At 54.3% G+C, this 25946-nt stretch carries 18 protein-coding genes; 16 read left to right on the top strand and 2 right to left on the bottom strand.

Features of this window, described 5'->3' with window-relative positions:
• Window positions 1-67 precede the first annotated feature (67 nt).
• The 5 genes from leuD (at window position 68) to F5984_RS06310 (ending at window position 5531) form a co-directional block, all read left to right on the top strand.
• Window positions 68-664, top strand: coding sequence for a 3-isopropylmalate dehydratase small subunit (gene leuD / locus F5984_RS06330; protein WP_152123428.1), 597 nt, complete (start codon window positions 68-70; stop codon window positions 662-664).
• A gap of 103 nt (window positions 665-767) precedes the next feature.
• Window positions 768-2288 carry an alpha-isopropylmalate synthase regulatory domain-containing protein gene (locus tag F5984_RS06325; RefSeq protein ID WP_152123427.1) on the top strand — a complete coding sequence of 507 codons (1521 nt, stop codon included), beginning with the start codon at window positions 768-770 and terminating at the stop codon, window positions 2286-2288.
• Between the two features lie 83 nt (window positions 2289-2371).
• Window positions 2372-3445: a 3-isopropylmalate dehydrogenase gene (gene leuB, locus F5984_RS06320; protein WP_152123426.1), complete on the top strand. Its 1074-nt coding sequence runs from the start codon at window positions 2372-2374 to the stop codon at window positions 3443-3445.
• Window positions 3446-3680: 235 nt separating this feature from the next.
• Complete coding sequence (locus tag F5984_RS06315) at window positions 3681-4820, top strand: 2-isopropylmalate synthase (RefSeq protein ID WP_152123425.1); 1140 nt, start codon at window positions 3681-3683, stop codon at window positions 4818-4820.
• Between the two features lie 243 nt (window positions 4821-5063).
• Complete coding sequence (locus F5984_RS06310) at window positions 5064-5531, top strand: hypothetical protein (RefSeq protein WP_152123424.1); 468 nt, start codon at window positions 5064-5066, stop codon at window positions 5529-5531.
• Window positions 5532-5631: 100 nt separating this feature from the next.
• Here the strand turns inward: F5984_RS06310 and F5984_RS06305 are convergent, their stop codons facing one another.
• Complete coding sequence (locus tag F5984_RS06305; protein WP_152123423.1) at window positions 5632-5985, bottom strand: YraN family protein; 354 nt, start codon at window positions 5983-5985, stop codon at window positions 5632-5634.
• 173 nt (window positions 5986-6158) lie between these two features.
• On the opposite strand from F5984_RS06305, the gene lipB reads away from it, so the two are divergent.
• The 10 genes from lipB (at window position 6159) to F5984_RS06255 (ending at window position 20668) form a co-directional block, all read left to right on the top strand.
• The gene (gene lipB / locus F5984_RS06300) at window positions 6159-6899 is read left to right on the top strand and encodes a lipoyl(octanoyl) transferase LipB (protein ID WP_152123422.1); all 741 of its coding nucleotides are present in this window, start codon (window positions 6159-6161) and stop codon (window positions 6897-6899) included.
• A gap of 59 nt (window positions 6900-6958) precedes the next feature.
• Entirely contained in the window at window positions 6959-7366 is a 408-nt protein-coding gene (locus tag F5984_RS06295; RefSeq protein WP_152123421.1) for a hypothetical protein, read from the top strand.
• 96 nt (window positions 7367-7462) lie between these two features.
• Window positions 7463-9988: a ribonuclease R gene (gene rnr, locus F5984_RS06290; protein ID WP_152123420.1), complete on the top strand. Its 2526-nt coding sequence runs from the start codon at window positions 7463-7465 to the stop codon at window positions 9986-9988.
• A 315-nt stretch (window positions 9989-10303) separates the two neighbouring features.
• On the top strand, window positions 10304-10672 hold the full coding sequence (locus tag F5984_RS06285) for a hypothetical protein (RefSeq protein WP_152123419.1): 369 nt from the start codon (window positions 10304-10306) through the stop codon (window positions 10670-10672).
• 142 nt (window positions 10673-10814) lie between these two features.
• A complete protein-coding gene (locus F5984_RS06280; protein ID WP_152123418.1) occupies window positions 10815-13283 on the top strand; it encodes a TonB-dependent receptor in 2469 nt (822 codons plus the stop codon).
• A 70-nt stretch (window positions 13284-13353) separates the two neighbouring features.
• Window positions 13354-15456, top strand: coding sequence for a DNA mismatch repair endonuclease MutL (gene mutL / locus F5984_RS06275; protein ID WP_152123417.1), 2103 nt, complete (start codon window positions 13354-13356; stop codon window positions 15454-15456).
• A 33-nt stretch (window positions 15457-15489) separates the two neighbouring features.
• On the top strand, window positions 15490-16263 hold the full coding sequence (locus F5984_RS06270; RefSeq protein WP_019989389.1) for a rhomboid family intramembrane serine protease: 774 nt from the start codon (window positions 15490-15492) through the stop codon (window positions 16261-16263).
• A gap of 3 nt (window positions 16264-16266) precedes the next feature.
• Complete coding sequence (locus tag F5984_RS06265) at window positions 16267-17196, top strand: rhomboid family protein (RefSeq protein ID WP_152123416.1); 930 nt, start codon at window positions 16267-16269, stop codon at window positions 17194-17196.
• Between the two features lie 195 nt (window positions 17197-17391).
• Window positions 17392-19326, top strand: coding sequence for a 1-deoxy-D-xylulose-5-phosphate synthase (gene dxs / locus F5984_RS06260; RefSeq protein ID WP_152123415.1), 1935 nt, complete (start codon window positions 17392-17394; stop codon window positions 19324-19326).
• Between the two features lie 94 nt (window positions 19327-19420).
• A complete protein-coding gene (locus tag F5984_RS06255; RefSeq protein ID WP_152123866.1) occupies window positions 19421-20668 on the top strand; it encodes an aspartate kinase in 1248 nt (415 codons plus the stop codon).
• 38 nt (window positions 20669-20706) lie between these two features.
• Here F5984_RS06255 and F5984_RS06250 read toward each other — a convergent pair whose 3' ends face one another.
• On the bottom strand, window positions 20707-21744 hold the full coding sequence (locus tag F5984_RS06250; RefSeq protein ID WP_152123414.1) for a PorP/SprF family type IX secretion system membrane protein: 1038 nt from the start codon (window positions 21742-21744) through the stop codon (window positions 20707-20709).
• 233 nt (window positions 21745-21977) lie between these two features.
• Between F5984_RS06250 and F5984_RS06245 the strand changes: the two genes are divergently transcribed.
• Window positions 21978-25901, top strand: a complete 3924-nt coding sequence (locus F5984_RS06245) for a T9SS type B sorting domain-containing protein (protein ID WP_152123413.1) — start codon at window positions 21978-21980, stop codon at window positions 25899-25901.
• The last annotated feature ends 45 nt before the right edge of the window (window positions 25902-25946 follow it).

The raw sequence follows: 25946 nt of genomic DNA, 5'->3' as shown, positions 1-25946 counted from the left end.
GATAGCTACAGACCCATTTCACGACTTATCACTCATCGTTCATAACTCATAACTCATCACTCCAAAAATGGCTTACGATAAATTTACGGTTCTCCGGTCTACGGCCGTTCCGATGCCCATCGAGAACGTCGATACAGACCAAATCATACCCGCCCGCTTCCTCAAAGCCACCGAGCGCAAGGGGTTTGGCGATAACCTTTTCCGCGATTGGCGGTACAACAACGACGATACCCCCAAGGCCGATTTTGTGCTGAACAACCCGACCTACAAGGGTAAGATTCTGGTTGGTGGCAAAAACTTCGGGAGTGGATCGAGCCGCGAGCACGCTGCCTGGGCTATTTACGATTACGGCTTCCGGTGCGTGGTATCGAGCTTTTTTGCCGACATTTTCCGGGGGAACGCCCTGAATATTGGTATCCTGCCGGTGCAGGTGAGCCCCGAGTTTCTGGAGAAAATCTTTGCCGCCATTGAGGCCGACCCCAACACTGAGCTGGAGGTGAACCTGCCCAAACAAGCCATTACGATTCTGGCAACGGGAGAGAGCGAGAGCTTCGGCATTAACGGTTACAAGAAGCACAACCTCACCAACGGTTTCGACGATATCGATTATCTGTTGTCGATGAAAGGGGAGATTGAGCAGTTTGCCGCAACGAGACCATTTTAATTGGCGAATGAGTGAATGAGTGAGTGAGCGAATAAAAAAGGTAATCAACTCTGGTTTTACGAATTCGCTCAATCACTCAATCACTCAATCACTCATTTCTCCAATGAACCACCGTTACATTGAAATTATGGACACGACCCTCCGCGATGGTGAGCAAACCAGCGGAGTGTCGTTTTCTGCTTCTGAAAAGCTGGCCCTGGCGCAATTGCTGCTGACCGAGGTAAAGGTCGACCGGGTGGAGGTGGCATCGGCGCGGGTGTCGGCGGGTGAACTCGAAGCTGTGCAGCAGATTACGCGCTGGGCAGCCGGCGTGGGCCTGCTCGACCGGGTGGAGGTGCTCACCTTTGTGGATGGTGGGGCATCGCTCGAGTGGATGCAGGCTTCGGGCGCACGGGTCATGAACTTGCTCACCAAGGGCTCGCTCAACCACCTGACGCATCAGCTCAAGAAAACACCAGATATACATTTTGCTGATATTGCCCAGACCATTGCCGACGCGCAAACACTGGGTATTCAGGTCAATGTGTACCTGGAAGACTGGAGCAACGGGATGCGCAATTCGCCCGACTATGTGCTTCAGTTCCTGGATTTCCTCCAGACGCAGCCTATCCGTCGGGTGTTACTCCCCGATACACTTGGGGTACTGACGCCCGCCGAAAGCTACACGTTTATCGATCAGTTGGTGACGCGGTACCCGGGAATGCACTTCGATTTTCACGCCCATAATGACTATGATCTTGGCGTAGCCAACGTGATGGAAGCTCTGCGGGCTGGGGCGCATGGGATTCACCTGACCGTAAACGGGTTGGGCGAGCGGGCCGGCAATGCCCCGTTGGCCAGTACCATTGCCGTTTTGCGCGATTTTATGCCCCAGCTCAAACTGGGCGTAGTCGAAAAATCGCTGTACCAGGTCAGCAAGATTGTCGAAACGTTTTCGGGCCTTCGGATTCCCGATAACAAACCCGTTGTGGGCGACAATGTCTTTACCCAAACGGCCGGTATTCATGCCGATGGTGACAAGAAAAACAACTTGTATTTCAACGCGTTGCTTCCCGAACGATTCGGTCGGAAACGTAGCTATGCGCTGGGAAAAATGTCGGGTAAGGCCAATATCGACAACAACCTCCGCGAGCTGGGTATCCAATTATCCGACGAAGACCTCAAGAAAGTCACCCAGCGCGTGATCGAACTGGGTGATCTGAAAGAGGTTGTTACCCGCGAAGACTTGCCCTACGTGATTGCCGACGTACTGAATACCAACGCGATTGCGTCGCGGGTGGAGGTGCTCAATTACGTGCTTACCCACTCCAAAGACCTCAAGCCCTCGGCTACGCTGCGGGTGCGGATCGACCAGGAGTTATTTGAAGAAAACGCGCAGGGCGACGGCCAGTACGATGCTTTCATGAACGCGCTCAAAAAGGTGTACAGTCGTAAAAAGATGACCTTGCCCATGCTTACCGATTACGCCGTTCGGATTCCGACCGGGGGGCGTACCGATGCTTTGTGTGAGACAATCATCACCTGGAAGGTTAAAAACCACGAATTCAAAACCCGGGGGCTCGACTCCGACCAAACCGTGTCGGCCATCAAGGCTACCCAGAAAATGTTAAATACACTTGAATAGACGGAAAAGGGAAAAAGGAGAACGGAAAAGGAAGTTGAATCCGGTGTTTTCCCTTCTCCTTTTTTCCTTTTTCCTTTTTCCCCATGAAAAAACACATCCTCGTAGTGCCCGGTGATGGTATCGGTGCCGAAGTGACCGCCGTTGGCAAGCAGGTTCTGGAAGTGATTGCTCAGAAATTTGGGCATGAGTTTACCTACGACGAAGCCCTGATTGGGCACGTAGCCATTGAGGCAACCGGTTCGCCCCTGCCCGAAGAAACGCTCACCAAAATGAAATCGGCCGATGCCGTACTGTTCGGAGCCGTAGGGCACCCCAAGTACGACAACGACCCCTCAGCGAAGGTGCGCCCGGAGCAGGGACTGTTGCAAATGCGCAAAGAGCTGGGGCTCTACGCCAACCTGCGGCCTATTAAGTTGTTCGACGAACTGCTGGAGGCATCGAGTATTAAGCCCGAAATTCTGCGGGGGGCCGACATTCTGTTTTTCCGGGAGCTTACGGGCGACGTGTATTTTGGCAAGCGGGAGCGGCTCGAAGAGGGCAACACGGCGTACGATACCATGATTTACAGCAAGTACGAGGTAGAACGGATTGTGCGCAAGGCGTTCGAAGCTGCCCGGACCCGGAGTAAGCGTCTTTGCTCGGTCGATAAGGCGAATGTACTCGAAAGCAGCCGACTCTGGCGTGAAGTGGTGCAGGCTATTGCGCCCGAATACCCCGACGTAACCGTAGAACATCAGTTTATCGATGCCGCTGCGATGTTGCTAATCAAAGACCCTAAGCGGTTTGATGTGGTGGTGACGGGCAACCTCTTCGGCGACATTCTGACCGACGAAGCGTCGCAGATTGCGGGCTCAATGGGGATGCTGGCCTCGGCTTCGGTGGGTGATAGCACCGGGGTGTACGAACCAATTCACGGATCGGCACACGATATTACCGGCAAAGGGGTAGCCAATCCGCTGGCATCCGTATTATCGGTTGCGTTGCTCCTAGAAATCTCGTTTGGTCTGAAAGCAGAAGCAGAAGCCGTTATTAGTGCCGTTGACGCTGTACTAAAAGGTGGTTATCGTACCCGCGATATTGCCGATGCCGATACGCCGGCCGATAAGGTGTTGGGAACGAACCAAATGGGCGAGCAGGTTCTGGCGCAGTTAGCCTGATAAAAATTGAGGAACACGTTTGGAACTTTGATCTGACTCCTTATTTTTGTGGTGTAATTACGCAAACAGCGAAATTTCGCAATGACTTTATCTGGAATTCTTCTTCGCCTTCAGCTAATGCTATCAACTCGATAAGGGCCTGAGAAGGAACACAGTGTTCATATTGCCAAGGCCCTTCTCCGACTGGAAAAGGGCCTTTTTTACGCTATCAATCCGATAACAAGATCTAAACGTAATGAGTCAGCGCATTTTCATCTTCGACACAACTCTTCGCGACGGCGAGCAGGTACCCGGTTGTCAGTTAACAACTGAAGAAAAAGTAGTGGTAGCCAAGGAACTGGAACGATTAGGCGTTGACATCATCGAGGCCGGTTTCCCGATTTCCAGCCCCGGCGATTTTCGGTCGGTCGAAGAAATTGCCAAGGCCGTAACCCGCCCAACGGTTTGCGCCTTGTCGCGGGCGGTTAAAGGCGATATCGACGCGGCCGGGCAGGCCCTGAAACACGCGCGGCAAGGGCGTATCCATACGGGTATCGGGGCTTCGGATATCCATATTCGCAATAAGTTCGGGAGCACCCGCGAGGCCATTCTGGAACAGGCTATATCGGCCGTGAAACACGCCCGTTCGTACGTCGACGATGTGGAGTTCTACGCCGAAGATGCCGGCCGGGCCGATCTGGATTTCCTGTGCCGCCTGACCGAGGCTGTTATTTCAGCCGGGGCTACGGTGGTCAATATCCCCGATACAACGGGTTACTGCCTGCCCAACGAGTACGGCGACAAAATCCGGTACATCTACAACAACGTCCCGAACGTTGATAAGGCTACCATTTCTATTCACTGCCACAATGACCTGGGTCTGGCAACGGCCAACACCCTGGCGGGTATTGCCAACGGCGCCCGGCAGGTAGAGGTAACCATGAACGGTATTGGCGAGCGGGCCGGTAACACCTCACTCGAAGAGGTAGTGATGGCGCTCAAAGTGCACAAAGAATTAGGTTTTGAAACGGGCATCGACACCACACGCCTGTTTCCGGTAAGTCGGCTGGTATCCGAGATGATGCGGATGCCGGTACAGGCCAATAAAGCAATTGTGGGCCGCAATGCCTTTGCGCACTCGTCGGGTATCCATCAGGATGGCTTCCTGAAGCATTCTGAAAACTACGAGATCATGAATCCCCTTGATGTAGGCGTGGATAAATCGCTCATCGTACTGACGGCCCGCTCAGGGCGGCACGCGCTCAAGCACCGGCTCGAGCTGCTGGGTTTCCGGTACGACAAACCGACGCTCGATACCATCTACAAGCAATTCCTCGATATGGCCGATATTCGTAAAGAGGTGAACGACAAAGATTTGATGGAGCTGGTTCGGTAAAAACATTTATCTTCTACAAAATGTATAATGGGTAGTGGATAATGTAAAATGGCTTTCACGCAAGAGCTGTTTTACATTACTCGCTACCCATTGTATATTATCACCCATTATAGTACCCTGTCAAAATCAAATGTATAGTGTTTAGTGTAGAATGAATAGTGAATAGACTGATATACAACAGAGTAAATCATTGTTCACTATACATTAGTCATTATACATTCACGTACATTATCCATCAAAACAATGGCACGACCGAACCTCGAACTTATTGAGGCCCTTCGCCGAACGGCCCGTAACTTACAGCAGGGAGCGCATTATCAGTGGGGCCATATGGGAGGCTGCAACTGCGGCAATCTGGCTCAGGAGTTGACCAAGTTGAGCAAAGATCAGATTCATCGCTACGCTATGGAGCGCTACGGCGACTGGAACGAACAGGTCGATGATTATTGCCCTACCAGCGCCATGCCCATTGATCTGGTTATCAATGAAATGCTCAATGCAGGTCTGACGCTCGAAGACCTTAAACACCTTGAAAAACTTGACGACCGGGCGGTATTGCACCGGTTTCCGCTTGAGCAAAGGCATCTGCGCCACAATGTGCGCAATGATGTGGTACTGTATATGACCACCTGGGCCGACTTGCTTGAAGATCAGCTGCTGGAGAAGATCAAACTACCTCAGGAAATTACCGAGGTAGCGTTGGTTGCCTGACCACTTTGCTGACGCGTGGGCCTTCGACAGGCTCAGGCTGACTGGAAACTCACAAGTTAAGGTCAGCCTGAGCCTGTCGAAGGCCCACGCGTCAGCCAGTTTAATAAAACGCATCTTCGATGTGCTTTATCTTCATTTCGTTGCCTGTTCGCACAATAGCCACAATGTCGAACCGGACATCATGGTGCCAGTTGCTGGCAAAAATGTAGTGCTCGGCCACCCGTTTAAGCAGCCTCACTTTGGTGTACGACACAAACTCTTCGGGGTTGCCGTAGGCCGTGCTGCTGCGGGCTTTCACCTCCACAAAAACGAGCAATTTCCCTTTCTGGGCAATCAAATCAATCTCGGCATGCTGGTAGCGATAGTTGCACTCCAGTACCTGATACCCTGCGGCCTGTAGGTACCGAATGGCCTCTTCTTCGCCTTGTTTGCCAAACTCATTGTGTGCGGCCATGCCGGTAAATGGTTAGTGAGCTGTTGGCCCCGGCTGAGGCACCGAACGTCTGCCGGGGTTTTGGTGTTGTGTATTAAGACGTTGAATCGTGAAAATTGTATCGGTAGGGGGTTGGTAAAGCTACTCTGATCGCTGCATGTTGCGTGTAAAGGTCTGGTTAAAACACTACCCGCGTGAATAAAAAAGTACAGGTGCAGCATTGGGGACTGATTGATTATCAGGAGGCCTGGGATAGGCAGGAGGGTATTTTTGCCGACACGCTTGCACAAAAAGTAGCCAACCGGGGCCGTTCGGCCGAGGAGCAGTTACCAACCTCGAACTATCTGATTTTTTGTGAGCACCCGCACGTGTACACCCTCGGTAAAAGTGGTCATGAAACCAACCTGCTGGCGAATGACGACTTTCTGAAAACCATCGGGGCTACGTATCATCGCATTAACCGGGGGGGCGATATTACCTATCACGGCCCCGGTCAGTTGGTGGGCTACCCGATTCTGGATTTGGATAACTTTTTCACCGACATTCACCGCTACATGCGTTTGCTCGAAGAAGCGGTTATTCGTACCCTTGCCGATTATGGGCTGGTAGCCGGGCGTATTGAAGGGACGGGCAGCGAACGGTTGACAGGCGTGTGGCTCGGTGAGGGTGTACAAGCCGGTGGGTTGGCCACCACGGGGCCCGCCCGCAAGATTTGCGCAATGGGTGTAAAAGCGAGCCGTTGGGTAACGATGCACGGTTTTGCCCTGAATGTGAATACAGATTTGAGCTATTTTGGGCATATTGTCCCCTGTGGTATCACCGACAAAGCCGTGACCTCGCTATCGGCTGAGTTGGGCCGCCCGGTTGATATGGCCCAAGTAGCGGGGGCCCTGCAACGGCATTTGGCCACCCTCTTTGAGATGGAACTTGTTTAATGAAACAGAATTTCCCTGATCTTTCTTCCGACAATGGAGAGAGAGAAGGGTGAGGTAGCATGAAAAAAGACATTCCTTTTTTGCCAGTTGAGAAGATACAGGTTGTTGTGGCGCGGAAATTGAATGAGGTAAACGAGTACGATTGGCAGGTTTTCCTCATCAACCAGAACGAAGTGCCCATCCATACGGTGTTTGTGACCTCGCAGGGGTACGGCGAACAAAATGATGAAAAGCTGAAGACCTCTACACTTCGGCACTTTTTCCCGCAAATTGAGCCGGGCGAACATCAGTTAATTGAAACCATTATGCCCAATGTGTTTCATCTGAATAATGAATATTGGGTGAGTTATTTTATTGATAATCAAATTTTTGATAAAAAATTCATCTTTGTTCCTGATAGTATTGTGGAGGATAATCTGGTGCCGGTTCCGGCCCTTGGTGGGCTTGAGGGAATCCTGCACGAGTAAACGATGAGTAGGCATGAATGCACGTCGGCATACCCGCCTGGTAGCGGAACCGCCTGAGGTGCGCGTAGCTATACTCATGCTACATTTTTTAAGATAATGAGAAGTAAAAAACCTAAACAAAATGAATACGCCCGGCCGCAGTCGGGGCAGGCAGATGGGTCGGTTCGGCCGAGTATCGCCCGCGCATCGGGCGGCAGGGCTCGCGAACAGGGTGCCGACCGACGGGGTAAATCAACCCGGTTGAGCAACCCCGACTCGTTTCTGGATGAATTAAAAGCTGATATCGCGGCTTTCTTCGAGATAAATAATGAGTCTTCATTCTCGCAACAGCAGGTTCTGGATCATTTCGGGATTGGCGACCGCAAGATGAAGCTGATGGTGCACGGTCTTATTGGCGAACTGATCGATGAGGGGCGGCTGCTCCTCGACGAAACAGGCGCGTACCGGGCAAGCGACGAGCAAAAGACCTTGCTGGGCACTGTAGAACACGTGAACGAACAGTTTGCGTTTGTGGTGCTAACCGACAACGGTACGGGGGCTCGCGACCGTGACGCCGACATCTGGGTATCGGCCGATGATATGGGCGGTGCTATTGATGGCGACAAAGTGCGCGTGGTGGCGTTTAGCGACGGTAGTCGGCGCGGAGCCCGGCGGTCGGGTCGGCGGCAGGAAGGCCGTATTGTGCAGATCGTGGAGCGGGGCCGGACCGAATTGGTTGGCACCATCGACGTGTGGGGCAAATACGCTTACGTGCAGCCCGACAACCGGCGTTTGTACGATGAAGTGTATGTTTCAGGCGACAAAATTGGCGGGGCAAAGCAAGGCGAGAAGGTAATTGTCCGGCTCACCAAGTACCCCGAAGATGCCACCGGACGCCATCGGCTCGAAGGTGAGGTGATTACGGTACTGGGGGCGGCTGGTCAGCACAACACCGAAATGCACGCTATTTTGGCCGAATTTGGGTTGCCGCTTGATTTTCCAGATGGGGTAGAGGCCGATGCCGAGAAAATCCCGACCCAGATTACAGCCGCCGAAATTGCCAAACGGCGCGATTTTCGCCCCGTCACGACCTTTACCATCGACCCCGTCGATGCCAAGGACTTCGACGATGCCCTGTCGGTCAATTACCTCGAAAATGGTAACTACGAAATTGGGGTTCACATTGCCGATGTTACGCACTACGTCACGCCCGGCACGGCTCTCGAGGCCGAAGCATTTGATCGGGCCACATCGGTTTATCTGGTAGACCGGGTGGTACCCATGCTGCCCGAAAAACTGTCGAACGGCCTGTGTTCGCTCCGGCCCAACGAGGATAAACTGACATTTTCGGCGGTGTTTGAGCTCTCGCCCGAGGCCAAGATCGTGAAGGAGTGGTTTGGTCGGACGGTGATTCACTCCGACCGCCGATTTGCTTACGAAGAAGCGCAGGACATTATGGATACCGGCGCGGGCGATTACGTGGAAGAACTGCGGTTGCTCAACACCCTCGCGCACAAGCTACGCGCCGAACGATTCCGGAACGGAGCCATCAACTTCGAAACGCCTGAGGTAAAGTTTGAACTCGACGAAAACGGGGTTCCGATTGCCGTGCGGCCCAAAATTCGCAAAGATGCACACAAGCTCATTGAAGAGTTTATGCTGTTGGCCAACAAGCGGGTAGCCGAGTTTGTGCATCGCCTGTCGACCAAGGGGAAACCCAATACAATGGTGTACCGGGTGCACGAAGGCCCCGACGAAGAGAAGCTGCGCGTACTGTCGGATTTTGCCAAACGGCTTGGTTTTAAGCTGACGGTTGATGATCCCGATCAGTTGTCGCGGTCGATGAACCAGTTTATGGACGCTATTGAAGGGCGGCCGGAGCAGAATATGCTTCAACAGCTTGCCGTTCGGACCATGTCGAAAGCCCGTTACAGCACCCAGGATCTGGGCCACTTTGGGTTGGGTTTCACGCGGTATTCGCACTTTACATCGCCTATTCGTCGGTACCCCGACATGATGGCCCACCGGCTGTTGCAGCATTACCTCGACAAAGGGGCTTCGGTTGATTCCGAACCGGTCGAAGATCAATGTCGGCATGCGTCGGAGCGCGAACGGGCGGCTGCCGAAGCCGAGCGGGCGAGTATCAAGTACAAGCAGGTGGAGTTTATGAGCCGCATGGACCCCAACCGGGTGTTCGACGGGGTTATTTCGGGGGTTACTGAGTTCGGTATTTTTGTCGAGATTCCCGAAAATAGCTGCGAAGGACTGGTCAGAATGAGCGACCTCACGAGCGACTTTTTCGAGTTTGATAAAGACAACTACCGAATCATTGGTCGGCGTTCGAAGAAGATGTTTACCTTCGGCGATGCCGTTCAGGTACGGGTGAAAGAAACGAACCTGGCCCGGCGGAGCATGGATTTTGCCTTAGTAGGCGATACCGGCAAACGAGCCACCGACGCTGACCTCGACTTCACGAGCGACTCGCGCCGGGGAGGTAGTTCACGTCGGGATTCAGGCCGGCGGGGTGACAAAGCCGATAAGAAGCCCAAAGCGCCCGGCCTGCGCGAAGCTAGCCGGCAGCGGGGCCGCGATAAAGCCGCGCCCAAAGGCGAAAACCGGCGCGGAGGTCGGGGCCGCCGATAAAAATACTTGAGGTAAATGCCGATGCCACGCTCAATCGAGTGTGGCATCTTTTTTTGCCCACTTAATTCGTGATGCTGGTAAGCCAAAACCGACAAGGCCACAACGCAGTTTATTAGAAGTTGTTTGAATTAGCGATCTGAGGCTGTAAGGATTGGATTTTGTGTCATTGGCAATCCGCTTTTTTAGGTCGTAGCAGTGCTACGGCCTAAAAAATGGAGACGCCAAGGGCCAAAAGACGCCCTTGCAGACCAAAGCGATTAATTCAAGCAGCTTCTTAACTACATTTGCGTAATAAGCTTTTGTGACAAGCCAAACGTGCTATCCGCCTTCCCATATCGTCTGACGATTGCCCGCCTGTTGCTGGGGCTCCACCTGTTGATGTTGATCAACGGCGTGGTTTTCCAGCACTCGCACCGGCTGGCCGACGGTACCGTTGTTAGTCACGCGCACCCCTACATCCCGGTTGGCGACGATCCGTACCAGCCGAACAATCACACCCAGCAGGAAATCATCTGGCTCGACTCGCTGAGCCATTTGCTTTACACCGACTGGCAACCTTCACTTTTTGTGTTGCTGTTGCCGGTTGTGCTGAGCCTGTTGAGCGTGCCCCCGCTGTTTCGGGCTTCTGTGTTCAAGCCAGCCACGCTGGCCGTTTTTCTGCTCCGGGGGCCGCCCGTTGCGTAGGTACACACCTCTGTTTATGGAATTGTAATGGATCATACGGCCCGTATGGGTGCACGGCTTGTGGCTGCGCACTCCCACGTCGCGCGCCAGAGAACCTATGCCATAAACTGTTTCTTACTGTTTACCATGCAACATACTCTTCATGAATTCACTTCTTCGGCTTTGTCTGACGGCGGGCCTTCTTTGGCTTGGCCTTACCTTGCCCCAATACGTTATTGCTCAATCGACTACGTTAGCCGGTAATGCGGTGCTGAACGGTCTGGTGACCGATCAGAAAACCCGCGAGCCACTCATTGGCGCTACCATCTTTGTACCATCTCTCCAGAAAGGAGCCGCAACCGACACGCTCGGCCGGTTTCGGCTGCCGGGCTTGCCTATGGGCCCGCTCTCGGTTGAGGTGCGGTTGGTGGGCTACAAAACTCTTACCCGCCGGGTGCAGCTCTCGGCTGATAGCACTCGGTTCGATTTTATGCTGGCTACGGAGGCCACCCAACTGAACGAAGTAGTCGTTACGGGCCTGACAACGGGCTCTACCGTGAAAGAGAGCCCTATCCCGATCATGACATACTCGAAAATGCAGTGGCTCCAAACGGCCTCGACCAACCTGGTCGATGCGGTGGTGAAATTGCCCGGTATGTCGCAGATTTCAACGGGGGTGGGCCTGTCGAAACCCGTGATTCGGGGGCTGGGTTTTAACCGGGTCATCACCGTGCACGATGGGGTGCGGCAGGAAGATAATCAGTGGGGCGAAGAACACGCCTTGCAAATTGACGAGTACTCGATTGACCGTTACGAGATTATCAAAGGAGCTGGTAGCTTGCTGTACGGCTCCGACGGACTGGGCGGAGTAATGAGCCTGATCTCGGCACGCCCTCCGCAGCCGGGCGTCACGCAGGGGCAGATTATGACCAACTATCAGAGCAACAACGGGATGCTGGGACTCTCGGCCATGATGGAAACAACCGGTCAGAAAGGGGTGTACGCCCGGTTGCGCGTAAGTGGCAAAAGTGCGGGCAACTACCGCAACCGCTTCGACGGGCGGGTGTACGGCTCAGCATACCGCGAGATGGACGTGAACGGGGCCGTTGGCATTAGCCGGAAATGGGGGTATTCGCAGCTCAATTTCTCCAACTGGCATCAGGACATCAACATTGTAACGGGTGAGCGCGACCGTACGGGCCGGTTTGTGAAACTGGTGCGGGTCAATGAAACCACCGAAGACGTAGCACCCGTGTCGGATGCCGAGTTGCGGAGCCGCGCCATTAATCCGGCCAATTACCAGAATCTGAACCACACTAAGTTGTCGTGGAATACCTTTGCCCGTATTGGTCGGGGCAACCTGTCGGCGGTGGTGAGCTACAGCCAAAACCGGCGGCAGGAGTTTGCCAGTACGCTCACGCCCGGCCAGCCGGCGCTGTATTTCTTCCTGCAAAACGTGTACTACGATCTGAAGTACTTTATGGAAGCCCGCAATGGCTGGGAGTTTACGGTGGGCACAAGCGGATTGTGGCAAAAGAACCAGAACTGGGGTCTCGAAGTCCTGTACCCTGGTTATGGGTCGCTTGATAACGGAGCGGTGGCATTTTTCCAGAAAAAAACCGACCGGCTCACGGTTAATGGCGGAGTGCGGGTCGATGTGCGCCGGATGCAGATAAACCCGCTCTATGTGGATGAGTCAGGTGCGTTTACCGAGACCAATGGTACCAACCGGGCGGTGCGGTTTGCTGGTCTGGACAAAACCTACGCCAACCCGACAGCGAGCCTGGGGGCTTCGTACGCTGTGACGCCCAAACTGACCGTGAAGGCCAACCTGGCACGGGGCTTCCGGGCGCCCTCAACGCCCGAACTGTCGGCCAATGGTGAGCATGCCGGTACGTTTCGGTACGAAATTGGTAACCCTAATCTGAAGTCCGAAACCTCATTCCAGAGCGATTTGGGTGTGGTTTACGAAACGCCGGAGCTTTCGATCACGGCGAGTTTGTTCCGTAACGGAATCCAGAATTATACGTACTCCGAAAAAGTCCTGAACCGGTTGGGGCAAGACTCCATCGTAGACCCGGCCCGGCCGATTCTGACCTACCGCTACGTGCAGGGCAATGCCGTTTTGTACGGGGCCGAGGCTCAGCTTGTGTACAACCCGGCCGGGGCCAAATGGCTTCATTTGTCGGGAACGTACTCGTTGGTGCGTTCGCGAAATTTGTCGGCTCAGGGCGATTCGGCACGGTATCTGCCGTTTTTGCCGCCCCCGCGCACTATTGTACAGGCTAAGCTAACCCGAACCGAGCTGGGCCGCGCCTTGCGAAATGCGTATGCCCAAACCGAAGTCGAGTATAATCAGGCACAGAATCAGGCATTATTAGCGTTCGGAACCGAAACGCCAACGCCTGCTTTTACGTTATGGAATATAGGAGCTGGTGCCGATGTGGTGGGAAAAGATGGCCAAACCCGATTTTCGGTGTATGTTTCGATCAATAACCTGCTCGACCGTGCGTACCAAAGCCATCAGAACCGGTTGAAATATTTCGGGGAGAACCCGGCGACCGGGCGGCTTGGCGTGTACAACATGGGTCGGAACGCCAGCATTAAGGTTGTGGTGCCACTGCGATTCTAATGTGTAATGATGAATGCGTAATGCGGTACTAAATTCATCATTACGCATTCATCATTACGCATTCCTAACTATGCATAACGTCATACAGCTTCTACCCGACTCGATTGCCAACCAGATTGCCGCTGGTGAGGTGGTACAGCGGCCCGCGTCGGTGGTGAAAGAGTTGCTCGAAAACTCGGTAGATGCCGGTGCTAAATCAGTGCAGCTGGTCGTGCGGGATGCCGGCCGAACGCTGGTGCAGGTGATCGACGACGGGGCGGGTATGACCGAGACCGACGCGCGCATGAGTTTTGAGCGGCACGCAACGTCGAAGATCCGCTCGTCTGACGATCTGTTTCGGATCAAAACGATGGGGTTTCGGGGCGAAGCCCTGGCGTCGATTGCGGCCGTAGCTCAGGTTGAAATGCGCACCCGCCGGGCCGCCGAAGAACTGGGTACACTCGTTCGGATTGAAGGCTCGGAGATTAAAGCGCAGGAGCAGATTTCGTGTTTGCCGGGGACCAATCTGTTGGTGAAAAATTTATTTTTCAACGTGCCCGCCCGGCGCAACTTCCTCAAGTCGAACTCGGTGGAGATGCGGCATATTCTGGATGAGTTTCAGCGCGTGGCGCTGGCCCACCCGGAGGTTGCTTTTTCGCTGTTCCAGGACGACCGCGAAGTGTTTAACCTGCCCTCGGGTAAGCTCAGCCGCCGAATTGTCGACATGTTTGGCAAGGGCTACCGCGACCAAATGGCGTATTGCGAAGAGCAAACCCCCTACGTAACCGTGCGCGGCTACATTGGCAAGCCCGAATCGGCCAAGAAAACCCGCAACGAGCAGTACTTCTTCGTAAACAACCGGTTCATTAAGCACAATTACCTGCACCATGCCGTGCTGGGGGCTTATGAAGGCACCCTGCCCGACAATTACCACCCGTTTTACGTCTTATTCATCGATATCGACCCTTCGCATATCGACATCAATATCCACCCCACCAAAACTGAGATCAAGTTCGACGACGAGCGGTCGGTGTACGCCATTATGATGGCCGCCGTTCGGAAGGCAATGGGGGTGTACAACCTCTCGCCCTCGCTCGATTTCGACTCCAACGTCAATTTCCTGAGCAGTCAGAACAGCGCCCGCGACCGTCGGAGTCCCGATGCGACCGACAAACCGGGTTCTGACCTGCCGCGTCCTGTGATGCCCGCCTGGGCGAGCGGAGGGCTGGGGCATACGAGTGCACGTGAGTCCAACACCCCTGAGAAGCCCCTGTCGGCTCCCCGGTTCGATCAGTTTCCGCCAAATGCGAGTCAGTTTGAAGCGGGCGGCCCACGAGAGGGCGGCCCACGAACGGGCGGCCCATCCGCGGGTGGGGCTAAGGCCGACGTGGCCAAACCGCTTTCGGCCAATGCTAACCTGATTATTGAGCGGGCTCGGGCGTTGAATCGTGACGAAGCCGGGAGTGCTTCGGTAGGCCAGAACGAGCCAGCCGAGTGGCTACCACCAGCGGTAGCCGCTCCAGCTGGTGGGGGTGGCGAAACCCACGAGGCCATTGATGCCCTCACGCTGGGTAGCAAGGCCAACCAGATCCCATTTGAGCCCATGCCGACGCTCGAAAGCCCCAACGCGGGTGGACACATCATGCAGGTGCAGGGTCGGTATTTACTCGCGCCGGTGAAATCGGGCGTGCTGGTGGTCGATCAGCGCCGGGCCTATGAGCGTATTCTGTACGATCAGTTTCACGCGGCTCTGACCAAGCGCAACGGCGCGTCGCAGCAATTGCTGTTTCCCAAAACGGTGAGCGTTTCGGCGGTCGATTACCAACTGGCTATCGACCTTCGCGATGAGCTGACGGGCGTGGGATTTCAATTTGATGAGCTGGGTGCCAATACGTTCGTGCTCCGGGGCATACCTGCTCTGACGCCCGGCGAGAACGAAGAAGAACTTTTTTCAAACCTGCTGGCGCAACTCCGGGCCGATACCGGTCGTCTTAAACTCGAACGGTCGGAAGCTCTGGCGCGGTCGTTGGCCCGGCGGTCGGCGTTGCGGCATCAGAACCGGCTGAGCGATCTGGAAAGTAAAGCCCTGATCGATCAACTATTCGCATCGAGTACGCCCGGTTACACGCCCACGGGCGAACCGATTACGACCGTGTTGACGTTGGATAAAATTCAGGGACTTTTTAAACTATAATCGGGTTAAACACCGTAAATTGAATACTTCGATATGCTGACACCGGTAGTCCGTACCCTTATTCTGCTGAATGTATTGGCGTTTGTGTTTACCTCACAGCCAGTGATTGAACAATTCGGGCTACACTCGTTTCTGTCGGATAAGTTTCAGCCGTTGCAATTCCTGACGCACATGTTTCTGCACGCGGGCTTCGGGCACATATTCAGCAACATGATCGGGTTGTTTGTGTTTGGGCCCATGCTGGAGCGCGTCTGGGGCTCCCGGCGGTTTTTGTTTTTTTATATGTTCTGCGGTCTGGGAGCAGCGTTGCTGTATCTCGGTGTTAATTATTACGAAATGAGCCGGGTGTATGCGCTGGTCGAAGAGTACCGGGCCAACCCAACACCCGACGCATTCTGGGGATTTGTGGAGAGTCAGGCCAGTGCGGCTTACGATCAGTTGGAAGGATTTATTGATGCGTACACAAAAAATCCGGATAATCAATCCTTTCAACGACAGAGTCTTAGCTTTGTCAATGGGCGCTGGGAGCGCCTGATTGATTCGCCCATGGTGGGGGCTTCGGGTGCTATTTTTGGGGTCATTATGGCGTTTGGCCTGTTGTTTCCAAACACTGAGTTGCTTTTGTTGTTTCCACCTATACCGGTCAAGGCAAAGTATCTCGTTCTGTTCTACGGAGCCTATGAGGTGTACTCGGGTTTGTATCAGGCCCAGTCCGACAACGTGGCCCACTTTGCGCATATCGGCGGCATGTTGTTTGCGTTCATATTGGTGAAATACTGGGGTTCTCAACGAAAAATGTTTTTTTGAGTGATGAGCGGGTTACTTGACGATTTCCGGTCTGAATTTTCGAAGCCCAACAATACGTTGGCGCAACTGATATTGGTCAACGTCGTGGTGTTTCTGACGTTGCTGATTCTGTACCTTGTGTTTACGGTTTCAGAATCGCCTGCTTACTACAGCAAAGTAGTAGAGCAGCTGACGATTCCGGCCAATGCCGCCGATTTTATACGCCGTCCCTGGACGCTGATTACCTACTTCTTTACCCACGAGAAGCCGTTTCATATTCTGTTCAATATGCTGGGCCTGTACTGGTTCGGGCGTTTGGTGGATGAATATCTGGGGGCGCGCCGGTTGCTGGGGTTGTATGTGCTGGGCGGTATTGCCGGTGGTTTACTCTACCTGGCCATGTTTAATCTGGTGCCCTACTTTGTGCAGCGATCAGGTGGTGTGTACATGCTGGGCTCATCGGGGGCCTTTTTCTCGGTAGCTGTTGGCGCGGCTACGTTGCTGCCTAATTACTCGTTTCACCTGCTTTTCTTCGGCCCTGTTCGGATCAAGTACATTGTATTTTTCCTGATTGTGCTGTCGTTGGCCAACTCACTCGGTCCCAACTCGGGTGGTGAACTGGCGCACCTTGGCGGAGCTGTAATGGGCTTTTTCTTTATCAAACTGCTTCAGAACGGTACTGACCTCGGTCGTCCAATTTACTGGCTCATGGATGGCTGGCAGACGCTGACCCGCCCCAAGCCTGCCATAAAGGTGTCGTACCGGCAACGGAGCAATGCCAACGCCAACGCTAATACCTACGCTGCGGCTGGGGCAAGCCCCGGAAACGCGTCGGTATCGATGCCCGATCAGGACGAAATTGACGCGATTCTGGACAAAATTTCGCGTTCGGGCTACGAAAGCCTGTCGCGGGAAGAGAAACAGAAACTATTCCGCGCCAGTCAGCGGAGTTAGCGCATCAGACGGCCGGTTGGGTTGCGCAGGCAAACAAACTCAATTGCCCGTATGTCTCCGCGTGTCGGTGCGACTATTCGTTTTGTCCTATTTTCGTCCTACCTTCGCATTGTGTTTTAATCGCTACGGACAAACAGGCGTGAACATTATTCAGGCCCGTTTGTTGTTGTAACACAACGATTTTGACGATCAACCATGCTGATTACCCCCGGCAACTTACTCGCTACCATCAACACGCCCGCCGATCTCCGTCGGTTCGATAAGACAGAACTTCCTAAGGTTTGCGACCAACTTCGTCAGTTTATTATCGATAATGTATCGGTTTATGGAGGGCACTTCGGGGCCAGCCTTGGCGTGGTTGAATTAACTGTAGCACTGCATTATGTCTTCAATACGCCTGACGATCAGCTGGTTTGGGATGTAGGCCATCAGGCGTATGGCCACAAAATTCTGACCGGTCGGCGTGATGTTTTTCATACCAACCGATTCTACAAAGGCATCTCGGGTTTTCCTAAGCGCAAAGAGAGCGAGTACGACACCTTTGGCGTAGGCCACTCGTCGACGTCGATCTCGGCCGCTTTGGGCATGGCCGTCGCGTCGAAGCTGGAGGGTAATCCCCTGCGGCAGCATATCGCTGTAATCGGCGATGGATCGATGACTGCCGGCGAAGCCTTTGAGGGAATGAACCACGCGGGGGCTACCGATGCCAACCTGCTCATCGTGTTGAACGACAACAACATGAGCATCGACCCCAATGTAGGGGCCCTGCGCGAATACCTGACCGACATTACCACCTCGCAGACCTACAACAAGGTGAAGGGCGAGATCTGGAACCTGCTTGGCAAAATGGACAAGCTGGGCAAAACGGCTCAGGAACTGGTGTCGCAGATTCAGACGGGTATCAAGGGCTCGCTGCTCGAACAAAGCAACCTGTTTGAGTCGCTCAACCTGCGGTATTTCGGTCCGATTGATGGACACGACATTGACCACCTGACCAGCGTTCTCGAGGACCTCAAGCAAATTCCCGGCCCCAAGCTGTTGCACGTGCTGACAGTAAAAGGCAAAGGGTATGGCCCCGCCGAAAAAGATCAGACCAAGTGGCACGCACCCGGTTTGTTCGACAAGGTGACGGGCGAGATCAAGAAAAAAGTGTACGATAGCCCGCAGCCGCCTAAGTATCAGGATGTGTTTGGGCATACGCTCGTTGAACTGGCCGAGCAGAACGCCAAAGTTGTGGGTGTAACCCCGGCCATGCCTTCTGGTTCATCGATGAATATCATGATGAAGGCCATGCCCGACCGGGCCTTCGATGTGGGCATTGCCGAACAACACGCCGTTACGTTCTCGGCTGGTATGGCCACGCGGGGGCAGGTGGTGTTCTGTAATATTTACTCCACGTTTATGCAGCGTGCCTACGATCAGGTGGTGCACGATGTGTGTATTCAGGAGTTGCCGGTTATTTTCTGCCTCGACCGGGCAGGCTTTGCCGGGGCCGACGGCCCTACGCATCACGGCGCTTACGACATTGCCTACATGCGTTGCGTACCCAACATGATTGTGGCAGCCCCGATGAACGAGCAGGAGCTACGGAACATGATGTTTACGGCCACTTCTGACGAGGTGCAGCAGGGCAAGCGGGCGTTTACGATCCGATACCCACGGGGCGAGGGTGTGATGCCCGCCTGGCGTACTCCACTCGAAAAGCAGGAAATTGGTAAAGGCCGCCTGATTCAGGACGGTGAAGGCGTTGCTATCCTGACGTTGGGTCACATTGGCAATTATGCTGTAGAGGCTTCTGCTAACCTGGCGAAAGAAGGTATTCACCCAGCGCACTTCGATATGCGTTATGTGAAGCCGCTCGACGAGGCTTTGCTCCACCAGATCTTTACTCGTTTCGACCGGGTGTTGACTGTTGAAGATGGCTGTTTGATGGGCGGCTTCGGCTCGGCGGTGCTGGAGTTTATGGCCGAGCACGGGTACTCAGCCCACGTAAAACGGCTCGGTATCCCCGACGCCATTATCGAGCATGGCGAACAGATTGAATTGCACCGCGAGTGTGGCTTCGATCCCGAAGGCATTGCTTCGGCCGTGAAAGAACTTCTGTATGCGGGGAGCAAGATTGTCATTTAGAAAAGTTCTTTTGACAGGATTACAGGATTAAACAGGATTTCCATTCACGCGAAAATCCTGTTTAATCCTGTAATCCTGTCCATTTATGACCCGAATGAAGGTTTTTAAGTTTGGCGGGGCATCCGTTAAAGACGCGGCCGGTGTTCGGAATCTGGCCCATATTCTGCGTACTCAGGCCCAACAGGGGGCTATTGTGGTGGTTTCGGCGATGGGTAAAACCACCAACGCGCTCGAAGAAGTTACCCGCGCCTATGCCGATCATAAAACGGACGAAGCCCTAGCGCGCTGGGCAACGGTGCAGAGCTACCACGAAGCCATTATGCGTGACCTCGCCGGTGCCGACTGGGCACAGACATTCCGGGGGGCTTACGGCACCTTTTTGTGGGTTGATACCGTGCTGCGGCAAAAACCTACCGGCCCGTTCGATCAGATTTATGATCAGATTGTTTCGGTGGGTGAAATCATCTCGACCCAGATTGTGGCGGCTTATTGCGGAGCCATTTGGGCCGATGCTCGCCAACTGGTTTGCACCGACGATACCTTCCGGGAAGGTAAAGTTGACTGGGAGCAGACACAGCGCGCTATCCGGGGGTTTGTGAACAGCTGTGGTGACGGAAGCCTGATTGTGACCCAGGGATTTGTGGGGCAGGCCGCCGGTACAGGCTTGACAACCACGCTGGGCCGTGAGGGGTCGGACTACACGGCGGCTATTTTTGCCTATTGCACCGATGCAGAGAGTGTTACGATCTGGAAAGATGTACCGGGCGTGCTCAATGCCGACCCGAAGTATTTCGACCAAACCGTTTTGCTTACCCAACTGACGTATCAGGATGCCATTGAACTGGCGTATTATGGCGCTACGGTGATTCACCCCAAAACCATTAAGCCGCTGCAGAACAAGGGGATTCCGTTGTACGTACGGTCGTTTTTGCAACCCGAAGCGCCCGGCACCGTCATTAACGCATCGGAAGGGCAACTGACTACCCCCTCGTTTATCTTCAAGGTGAATCAGACGCTCATTTCGCTGCACCCGAAAGACTTCTCGTTTATCGCCGAGGATAACCTGAGCCAGATTTTTGGGCAGTTTGCGGCCGCCGGAATCAAGATAAACCTGATGCAAAACACGGCCATCAGCTTCTCGGTCGTGGTCGATACAAACCCCGACCGGCTACCGGCCCTGCTCGATCTGCTCCGGCAGAATTTCCGGGTTAGCTACAACGAAGGCCTGGAACTGATTACCATTCGCTATTACGATCAGGCCACTATCGACCGGGTGCTGGTCGATAAAAAATTGTTGCTCGAACAAAAAAGCCGCTACACCGTGCAGTTGGTGGTGAAATAACAAAAAAGCCCCTGCCGCGCGGCAGGGGCTTTTTTGTGTCAGAACTTCGGGCAGGCCAACTGCGGGTTTCGGCGTCGGTTGCGGGCTTTCCGATTGCTCTCAATGGGGTCGAAAAGATAGGAGATCGAGATTTCGTGGGAGCCGCCACTCGCAAAACCGAGGGTCGAGATGGTAGCATCGTAGCTGTACCCCACCGAGAATTTATCCTGTCGGAATCCTACCAGAAACGCCATGGCGTCGTGGTTATTAATTCGCTGATCGTATTTCTTGAAGGGTAACCCCCGGTAGTAAGCGCCCACCGTAAGCGGGGAGTAGGTGAAGTAAGCGCCTATATCCAGCTGATCGTACTTACCCTGAAACTTATAGTGAACTACCGGTGAGAAGCTGATTTCGCGCTCGGCCTCGTCGCCCAGACCTGTGAAGCCCATCAGCGGAATCCGCAACCCGGTATGAATGCTGCCTTTAATGGGGAGACGGCTATTGTCGCCCGCAAAGAATCCCTGACTCGGGCGGTTGATGTGGTGAGCCGACACGCCGAGCCAAACCCAGTCGGAGTAGTATAAGGCCCCGGTCGAGAAATCGACGTACTTGTTGGGCCGGGCCGAAGCAATCAGGCCGGCATCGGCGCTGGTACTGCCATCAATGAACCCACGGTTACTGAATTGGTCGCCGAAGGTAAGACCAAAATACCCTACATTGCGGTTGACGTACGATGCCTGTAAGCCCAATCGCACAGCCGAAACCTCGTTGATTTGAACCTGATACGCGTATTGCCCGGCAATCTCGGTTGAGCGAATCTGTCCCTGTCCCTGATTATCGCTGATCAGCATTAGCCCCACACCGCTGTTAAACCGATCGATGTAATGATCAACGCCAACCATCGATGTTACGTAGTTTGCAACGGATGGCCACTGATTGCGGTAATTAGCCGTTACACGGGGAGCCAGAGCCGAACCGGCAAAAGCGGGGTTTAAGTACAGCGGGGCCGCGTAGAACTGCGTGAATTGGGGATCTTGCGCCGAACCGAGCTGGCTCAGAAGCAGGATAAACCCCAACAAAAGGAAACGTTTGGTCATAATGGTCATGGTCAGCGCAAAAAGCTTGCCGTTTCAATTAAACGCTAACTAATTAGCGCAAATTGCCCGCACCAATTTGGGAATGTTTATAAAATTACGCCTTTTTTGGGCGCGCTGTGGCGGCAACGATGAGATAAAATTTTGCGGCCTGGTTTTCGTTAAATTTAACGAACGGCCGCTGCATTAGTTATGGGAGAGGTGGTAGTATAGGTTTAGAGGATGACAGGTTATTTATGCGCTACGCGTTTACATATTTTCGGTTTTTTGGCGTCTTGCTCTGTTTGCTGGGACTGAGCAGTTTGTGGCCTGTGTTGGGGCAGATAGCCCCACCCACATCGTCGACGGGAACCGGCAACGGATTACCGTCGGGCATCAGCATTCGGCGTCCGTGCGTGCAAACCGAAATTGGGTCGGGAGATAGCCAGTGCAAGGGCGAACCTACCACCTTTCGGGATGCTACGCCGGGCGTGGCTTCGTGGAAATGGGAGTTTGATAGTGCTCCCATCAGCGGCACGGCCACACCCGGCGCGTCGACCTCGACTACGTCGTACAGTGTGGTGCAATACGGGTATTCATCGCAAGGCTTAAAAACGGTTACCGTCACGCGTACCTTTTCGAACAGTGCCCTGCCCGCCCAGACAGAAACGTTTCAGATTAATGTTGGAACTGCCCCACGTGAATTTCAGAACTGGCGTACCGATACGACCATTTGCAAAGGGCAGGTGCTAACCTTAGACCCATACCCCAGCGGAGCCCCTTCGGGTGTAACGTATGAGTGGGCCCCTAAAGGCGAAATTACCCAAACCATTAGTGTGACGGGCTCTGGTTGCTACTCGGTTGAAGTAACCAATGCATTTGGTTGTACAACCGAAAACCGGATTCAGGTGCAGGTTTGCCCTGAGCAGGCTGGTTCGCCCGGTGCCAAGTGGTATTTTGGTAACAACGCCGGTCTTGATTTTGCCGGGGGCGGCTCGCCTTCACCCATCGACGACGGTAAGCTCAGTACCATCGAGGGGGCCTCGTCTATTTCAGATGACAAAGGCAACGTTTTGTTCTATACCGATGGCGTGAAAGTGTATGATGCGGATGGCAACGTGATGGGCGCGGTGCAATACGATGCCAACGGTAAACTGGTGGTTGACCCCACGACCTCGAAGCCGGTTATCACCACCGCGGTGGCATCGCTGGGTGGTAGCCAGATTTCGACCCAATCGGCTCTGATTGTGCCGAAGGGTACGTGCCGAGGCTGCGAGTACCAGTATTATGTGTACACCACCGCCGAGATCAACGGTACCCGGCAGCTTACGTACAGCATTGTCGATATGCGGAAAAACGATGGCAAAGGGGCCATTGTTGAAACCAATCTGCCCGTAGCAGGCTCATCGACCACCGCGCTCAGTACCGAACGCTCGGCTGGGGTAAAAAATGAGCAAGACTCAACCTATTGGGTAATTACCCGCGATTTTGGTGGTAATACGTTCCGAATTACGCACATCACCCGGAATGCGGTTCCTGAGCAGAAAACGGTGGTAATCACCCAAAGCCGGTCGCAGACACTGGCTGCTCAGGGCGAAGGTTACATCAAAATAGGCCCGGCTCCGCAGAGCACCACGGCAACCTCGGCCACGGGGACGTCGGGCACGGCCACTAACCCCGGCAGTAATACGACCGATGGGGTCGTGCGTCCGGTGGCCATGATTGTACCGGGCGTACCCGGCTCCAACACGGCCATTGCCAACAACATTGTGGAGCTGTATAAATTCAATGATGAAACAGGTACGCTCGAATACGACCGAACAATAGACCTGGGGCCGGCCCCACCCAGTGCGTACGGGGTGGAGTTTTCGCCCGATGGAAGAAGTCTGTACGTGACCCTGAAAGGCGATCCCACGAGTGGCACAGCGGTATCGTCGTACCTGCTCCGTTACGATCTGACCATTACCGACCCCGATCAGCTCACGGCCGCCCGATCCGAAGTCGCTACGAGTACCACCCAGCAGTTTGGGGCCTTACAGATTGGCCCCGATGGTCGGATTTATATGTCGATACCCGGCCAGTCGGAGTTGGGCGTTATCGAAAACCCCAACGCCAGCCTGCTCGATACCCTCCGGTTCAACCCACGGGGACAGTCGCTGGGTAGTAAAACCGGTCAGCTGGGGCTTCCCAACCAGATTGCCAACTTTAATCAGCCACCGTCGAACGGGGCAGGTCTGAGCCACGAAGGCGAGTGTATCGGCGACACAACCCAGTTTACCATTGGGCCATACTGCCCCGACCTGAAAGAACGATACACGATTAATTTTGGCGATGGGTCGGCACCTTACTCCGGTACGGCCACCCAGGCCTCGCACCGCTACACCCGACCGGGTAGTTACACGGCCACGCTAACCGTTGAAACGTTTCAGAAAGGTCCCAATAATTCCTTCGGTCCCAGTTGTACCGTAGTTACGGCTACCGATGTGGTCAATATTGCCTCTGTTCCGCAGAGTATTACCCTGAATGATCAGTTTGTGTGTCGGATGCCGATGTCGACAACCCTGTCGATTGATGTGCAGGCCCAGAATTACGCCTGGGTGTATGCTAATAAGATTATTGGCCGGGGAAAAACGTTTGAAGCCACCCGAAACGGTACGTACATAGCTTTTGCGTTTAATGAAAACCCTGAATGCTTTGTCCGCGATGACGCCAATGTACTCTTCACCCGGCCCAACGAACCGTTTACGCTGGCATCTGATCCTGTGCTCTGTCAGGGTAGCAGTACTACTGTAGGCTTTGCCGCTATTGCCCCCTCGTACAATTCGTTTAATTGGAGCAATGGTCAAACTACCAAAGCGGCAACGGTTAATGCGGCCGGTGTATACTCGGTAACGGCTACCTACCGAAATCCCAACTCACTGCCGAATGCGGCTGATTTGTGTACCAATACGGCATCGGTGACGGTTACTGAGCGCCAAAATCCACGGCTGACAGCCTCAACCGTTAACCCCAGCAGCTGTACCATTCTGAACGGCAGCATTCTGGTATCGCCCCAAAGCTCGGGTACGTTTACGTATGCCTGGACAGGGAACAACCAGCCGCTGCTAACCACCGGCAACTCATTGTCGGCGCTGGGCGAGGGTACGTACACCGTTCGGGTTACCGATCAGTTATCATGTTCCTCGCTTTCCAATTACACGTTGCGGTCGCCAGTTAATACGCTGGCCATAACCCCCGTTCCGCGCGATCAGCTTTGTTCAAGGCCGGGCAGTGGTACTGTGAGCCTGAATGCAACGGGCGGTACTCCCGCTTTGTACGTTTGGCGCGATGGAGCCAACGCCATTGTGGGCAATGCCTCCGTGCTGACCGGTATCAACAGCGGTACGTACACGGTGCAGGTGAGCGACGTAAACGGGTGTAGTGCTACAGCCTCCACGCGGGTTGGCCTCGACCCTACGGGCTTTGCTGACCTGGGTCCCCCGCAAGACAAATGTGCCGGTGACCTGGCTCTGTTGCAACCCGTCAGCGCAACTCTGGCCAACAACCAATATCAGTGGAGCAATGGCCTCACTACGCCAACCATCAGCGTTACGGCACCCGGCACGTACTCGGTCCGGGTGAGTAACCCCAACGGGTGTACCGGTACGGCAAGTGTACAGATCACCGACCGGCCCGCGCCTGCCATTCAGCTGGCTCCGCAGTACCGGTTCTGTGTGGGCGACGGCGGATCGACTACGCTGGTGGCCGGTGGTCCCGCGAGTGCTTCGTTTGTGTGGGGCGGTGGCGGTGGGCCGGGCCGCCTATTGCGCGTAAGTGCAGTAGGCCGGTACACCGTACAGGCTACCGATCCATCGGGTTGTACGGCCGTAGCGTCGACGCAGGTCGTCGATTACTGTGAGCCTAGGGTTTTCACGCCCGAAGCGTTTACGCCCAATGGCGACGGTTTAAATGACCAATTTGACGTGTACAGTGCCTACACCACCGGGTTTGAAATCAAAATATTCAACCGGTGGGGGGAGGTAGTCTTTGCCAGCGATAATCCTGAAATCAGGTGGGACGGTACCTATCGGGGTGAGGTGTATCCGCCCATGATGTACGCCTATGTGATTACGTACGGCAGCCAGTACGACCCCCAATTGCCGCGTGTAGTCCGGCGCGGGTCCGTGCTGCTGATTCGGTAAAAAAACCGTTGTTGTCGGCTGTATTCGGGCCATTAACACGCCCGT

The organism is Rudanella paleaurantiibacter (assembly GCF_009184635.1).
GTDB classification, from domain to species: domain Bacteria; phylum Bacteroidota; class Bacteroidia; order Cytophagales; family Spirosomataceae; genus Rudanella; species Rudanella paleaurantiibacter.
This window is presented reverse-complemented; position numbering and strand designations above follow the sequence as displayed.

Bases quoted from the DNA above. Each gene is read 5' to 3' on its own strand.
- leuD (WP_152123428.1), top strand. From the start codon at position 68: ATGGCTTACGATAAATTTACGGTTCTCCGGTCTACGGCCGTTCCGATG.
- F5984_RS06325 (WP_152123427.1), top strand. From the start codon at position 768: ATGAACCACCGTTACATTGAAATTATGGACACGACCCTCCGCGATGGT.
- leuB (WP_152123426.1), top strand. From the start codon at position 2,372: ATGAAAAAACACATCCTCGTAGTGCCCGGTGATGGTATCGGTGCCGAA.
- F5984_RS06315 (WP_152123425.1), top strand. From the start codon at position 3,681: ATGAGTCAGCGCATTTTCATCTTCGACACAACTCTTCGCGACGGCGAG.
- F5984_RS06310 (WP_152123424.1), top strand. From the start codon at position 5,064: ATGGCACGACCGAACCTCGAACTTATTGAGGCCCTTCGCCGAACGGCC.
- F5984_RS06305 (WP_152123423.1), bottom strand. From the start codon at position 5,985: ATGGCCGCACACAATGAGTTTGGCAAACAAGGCGAAGAAGAGGCCATT.
- F5984_RS06295 (WP_152123421.1), top strand. From the start codon at position 6,959: ATGAAAAAAGACATTCCTTTTTTGCCAGTTGAGAAGATACAGGTTGTT.
- rnr (WP_152123420.1), top strand. From the start codon at position 7,463: ATGAGAAGTAAAAAACCTAAACAAAATGAATACGCCCGGCCGCAGTCG.
- F5984_RS06280 (WP_152123418.1), top strand. From the start codon at position 10,815: ATGAATTCACTTCTTCGGCTTTGTCTGACGGCGGGCCTTCTTTGGCTT.
- mutL (WP_152123417.1), top strand. From the start codon at position 13,354: ATGCATAACGTCATACAGCTTCTACCCGACTCGATTGCCAACCAGATT.
- F5984_RS06270 (WP_019989389.1), top strand. From the start codon at position 15,490: ATGCTGACACCGGTAGTCCGTACCCTTATTCTGCTGAATGTATTGGCG.
- F5984_RS06265 (WP_152123416.1), top strand. From the start codon at position 16,267: ATGAGCGGGTTACTTGACGATTTCCGGTCTGAATTTTCGAAGCCCAAC.
- dxs (WP_152123415.1), top strand. From the start codon at position 17,392: ATGCTGATTACCCCCGGCAACTTACTCGCTACCATCAACACGCCCGCC.
- F5984_RS06255 (WP_152123866.1), top strand. From the start codon at position 19,421: ATGAAGGTTTTTAAGTTTGGCGGGGCATCCGTTAAAGACGCGGCCGGT.
- F5984_RS06250 (WP_152123414.1), bottom strand. From the start codon at position 21,744: ATGACCAAACGTTTCCTTTTGTTGGGGTTTATCCTGCTTCTGAGCCAG.
- F5984_RS06245 (WP_152123413.1), top strand. From the start codon at position 21,978: ATGCGCTACGCGTTTACATATTTTCGGTTTTTTGGCGTCTTGCTCTGT.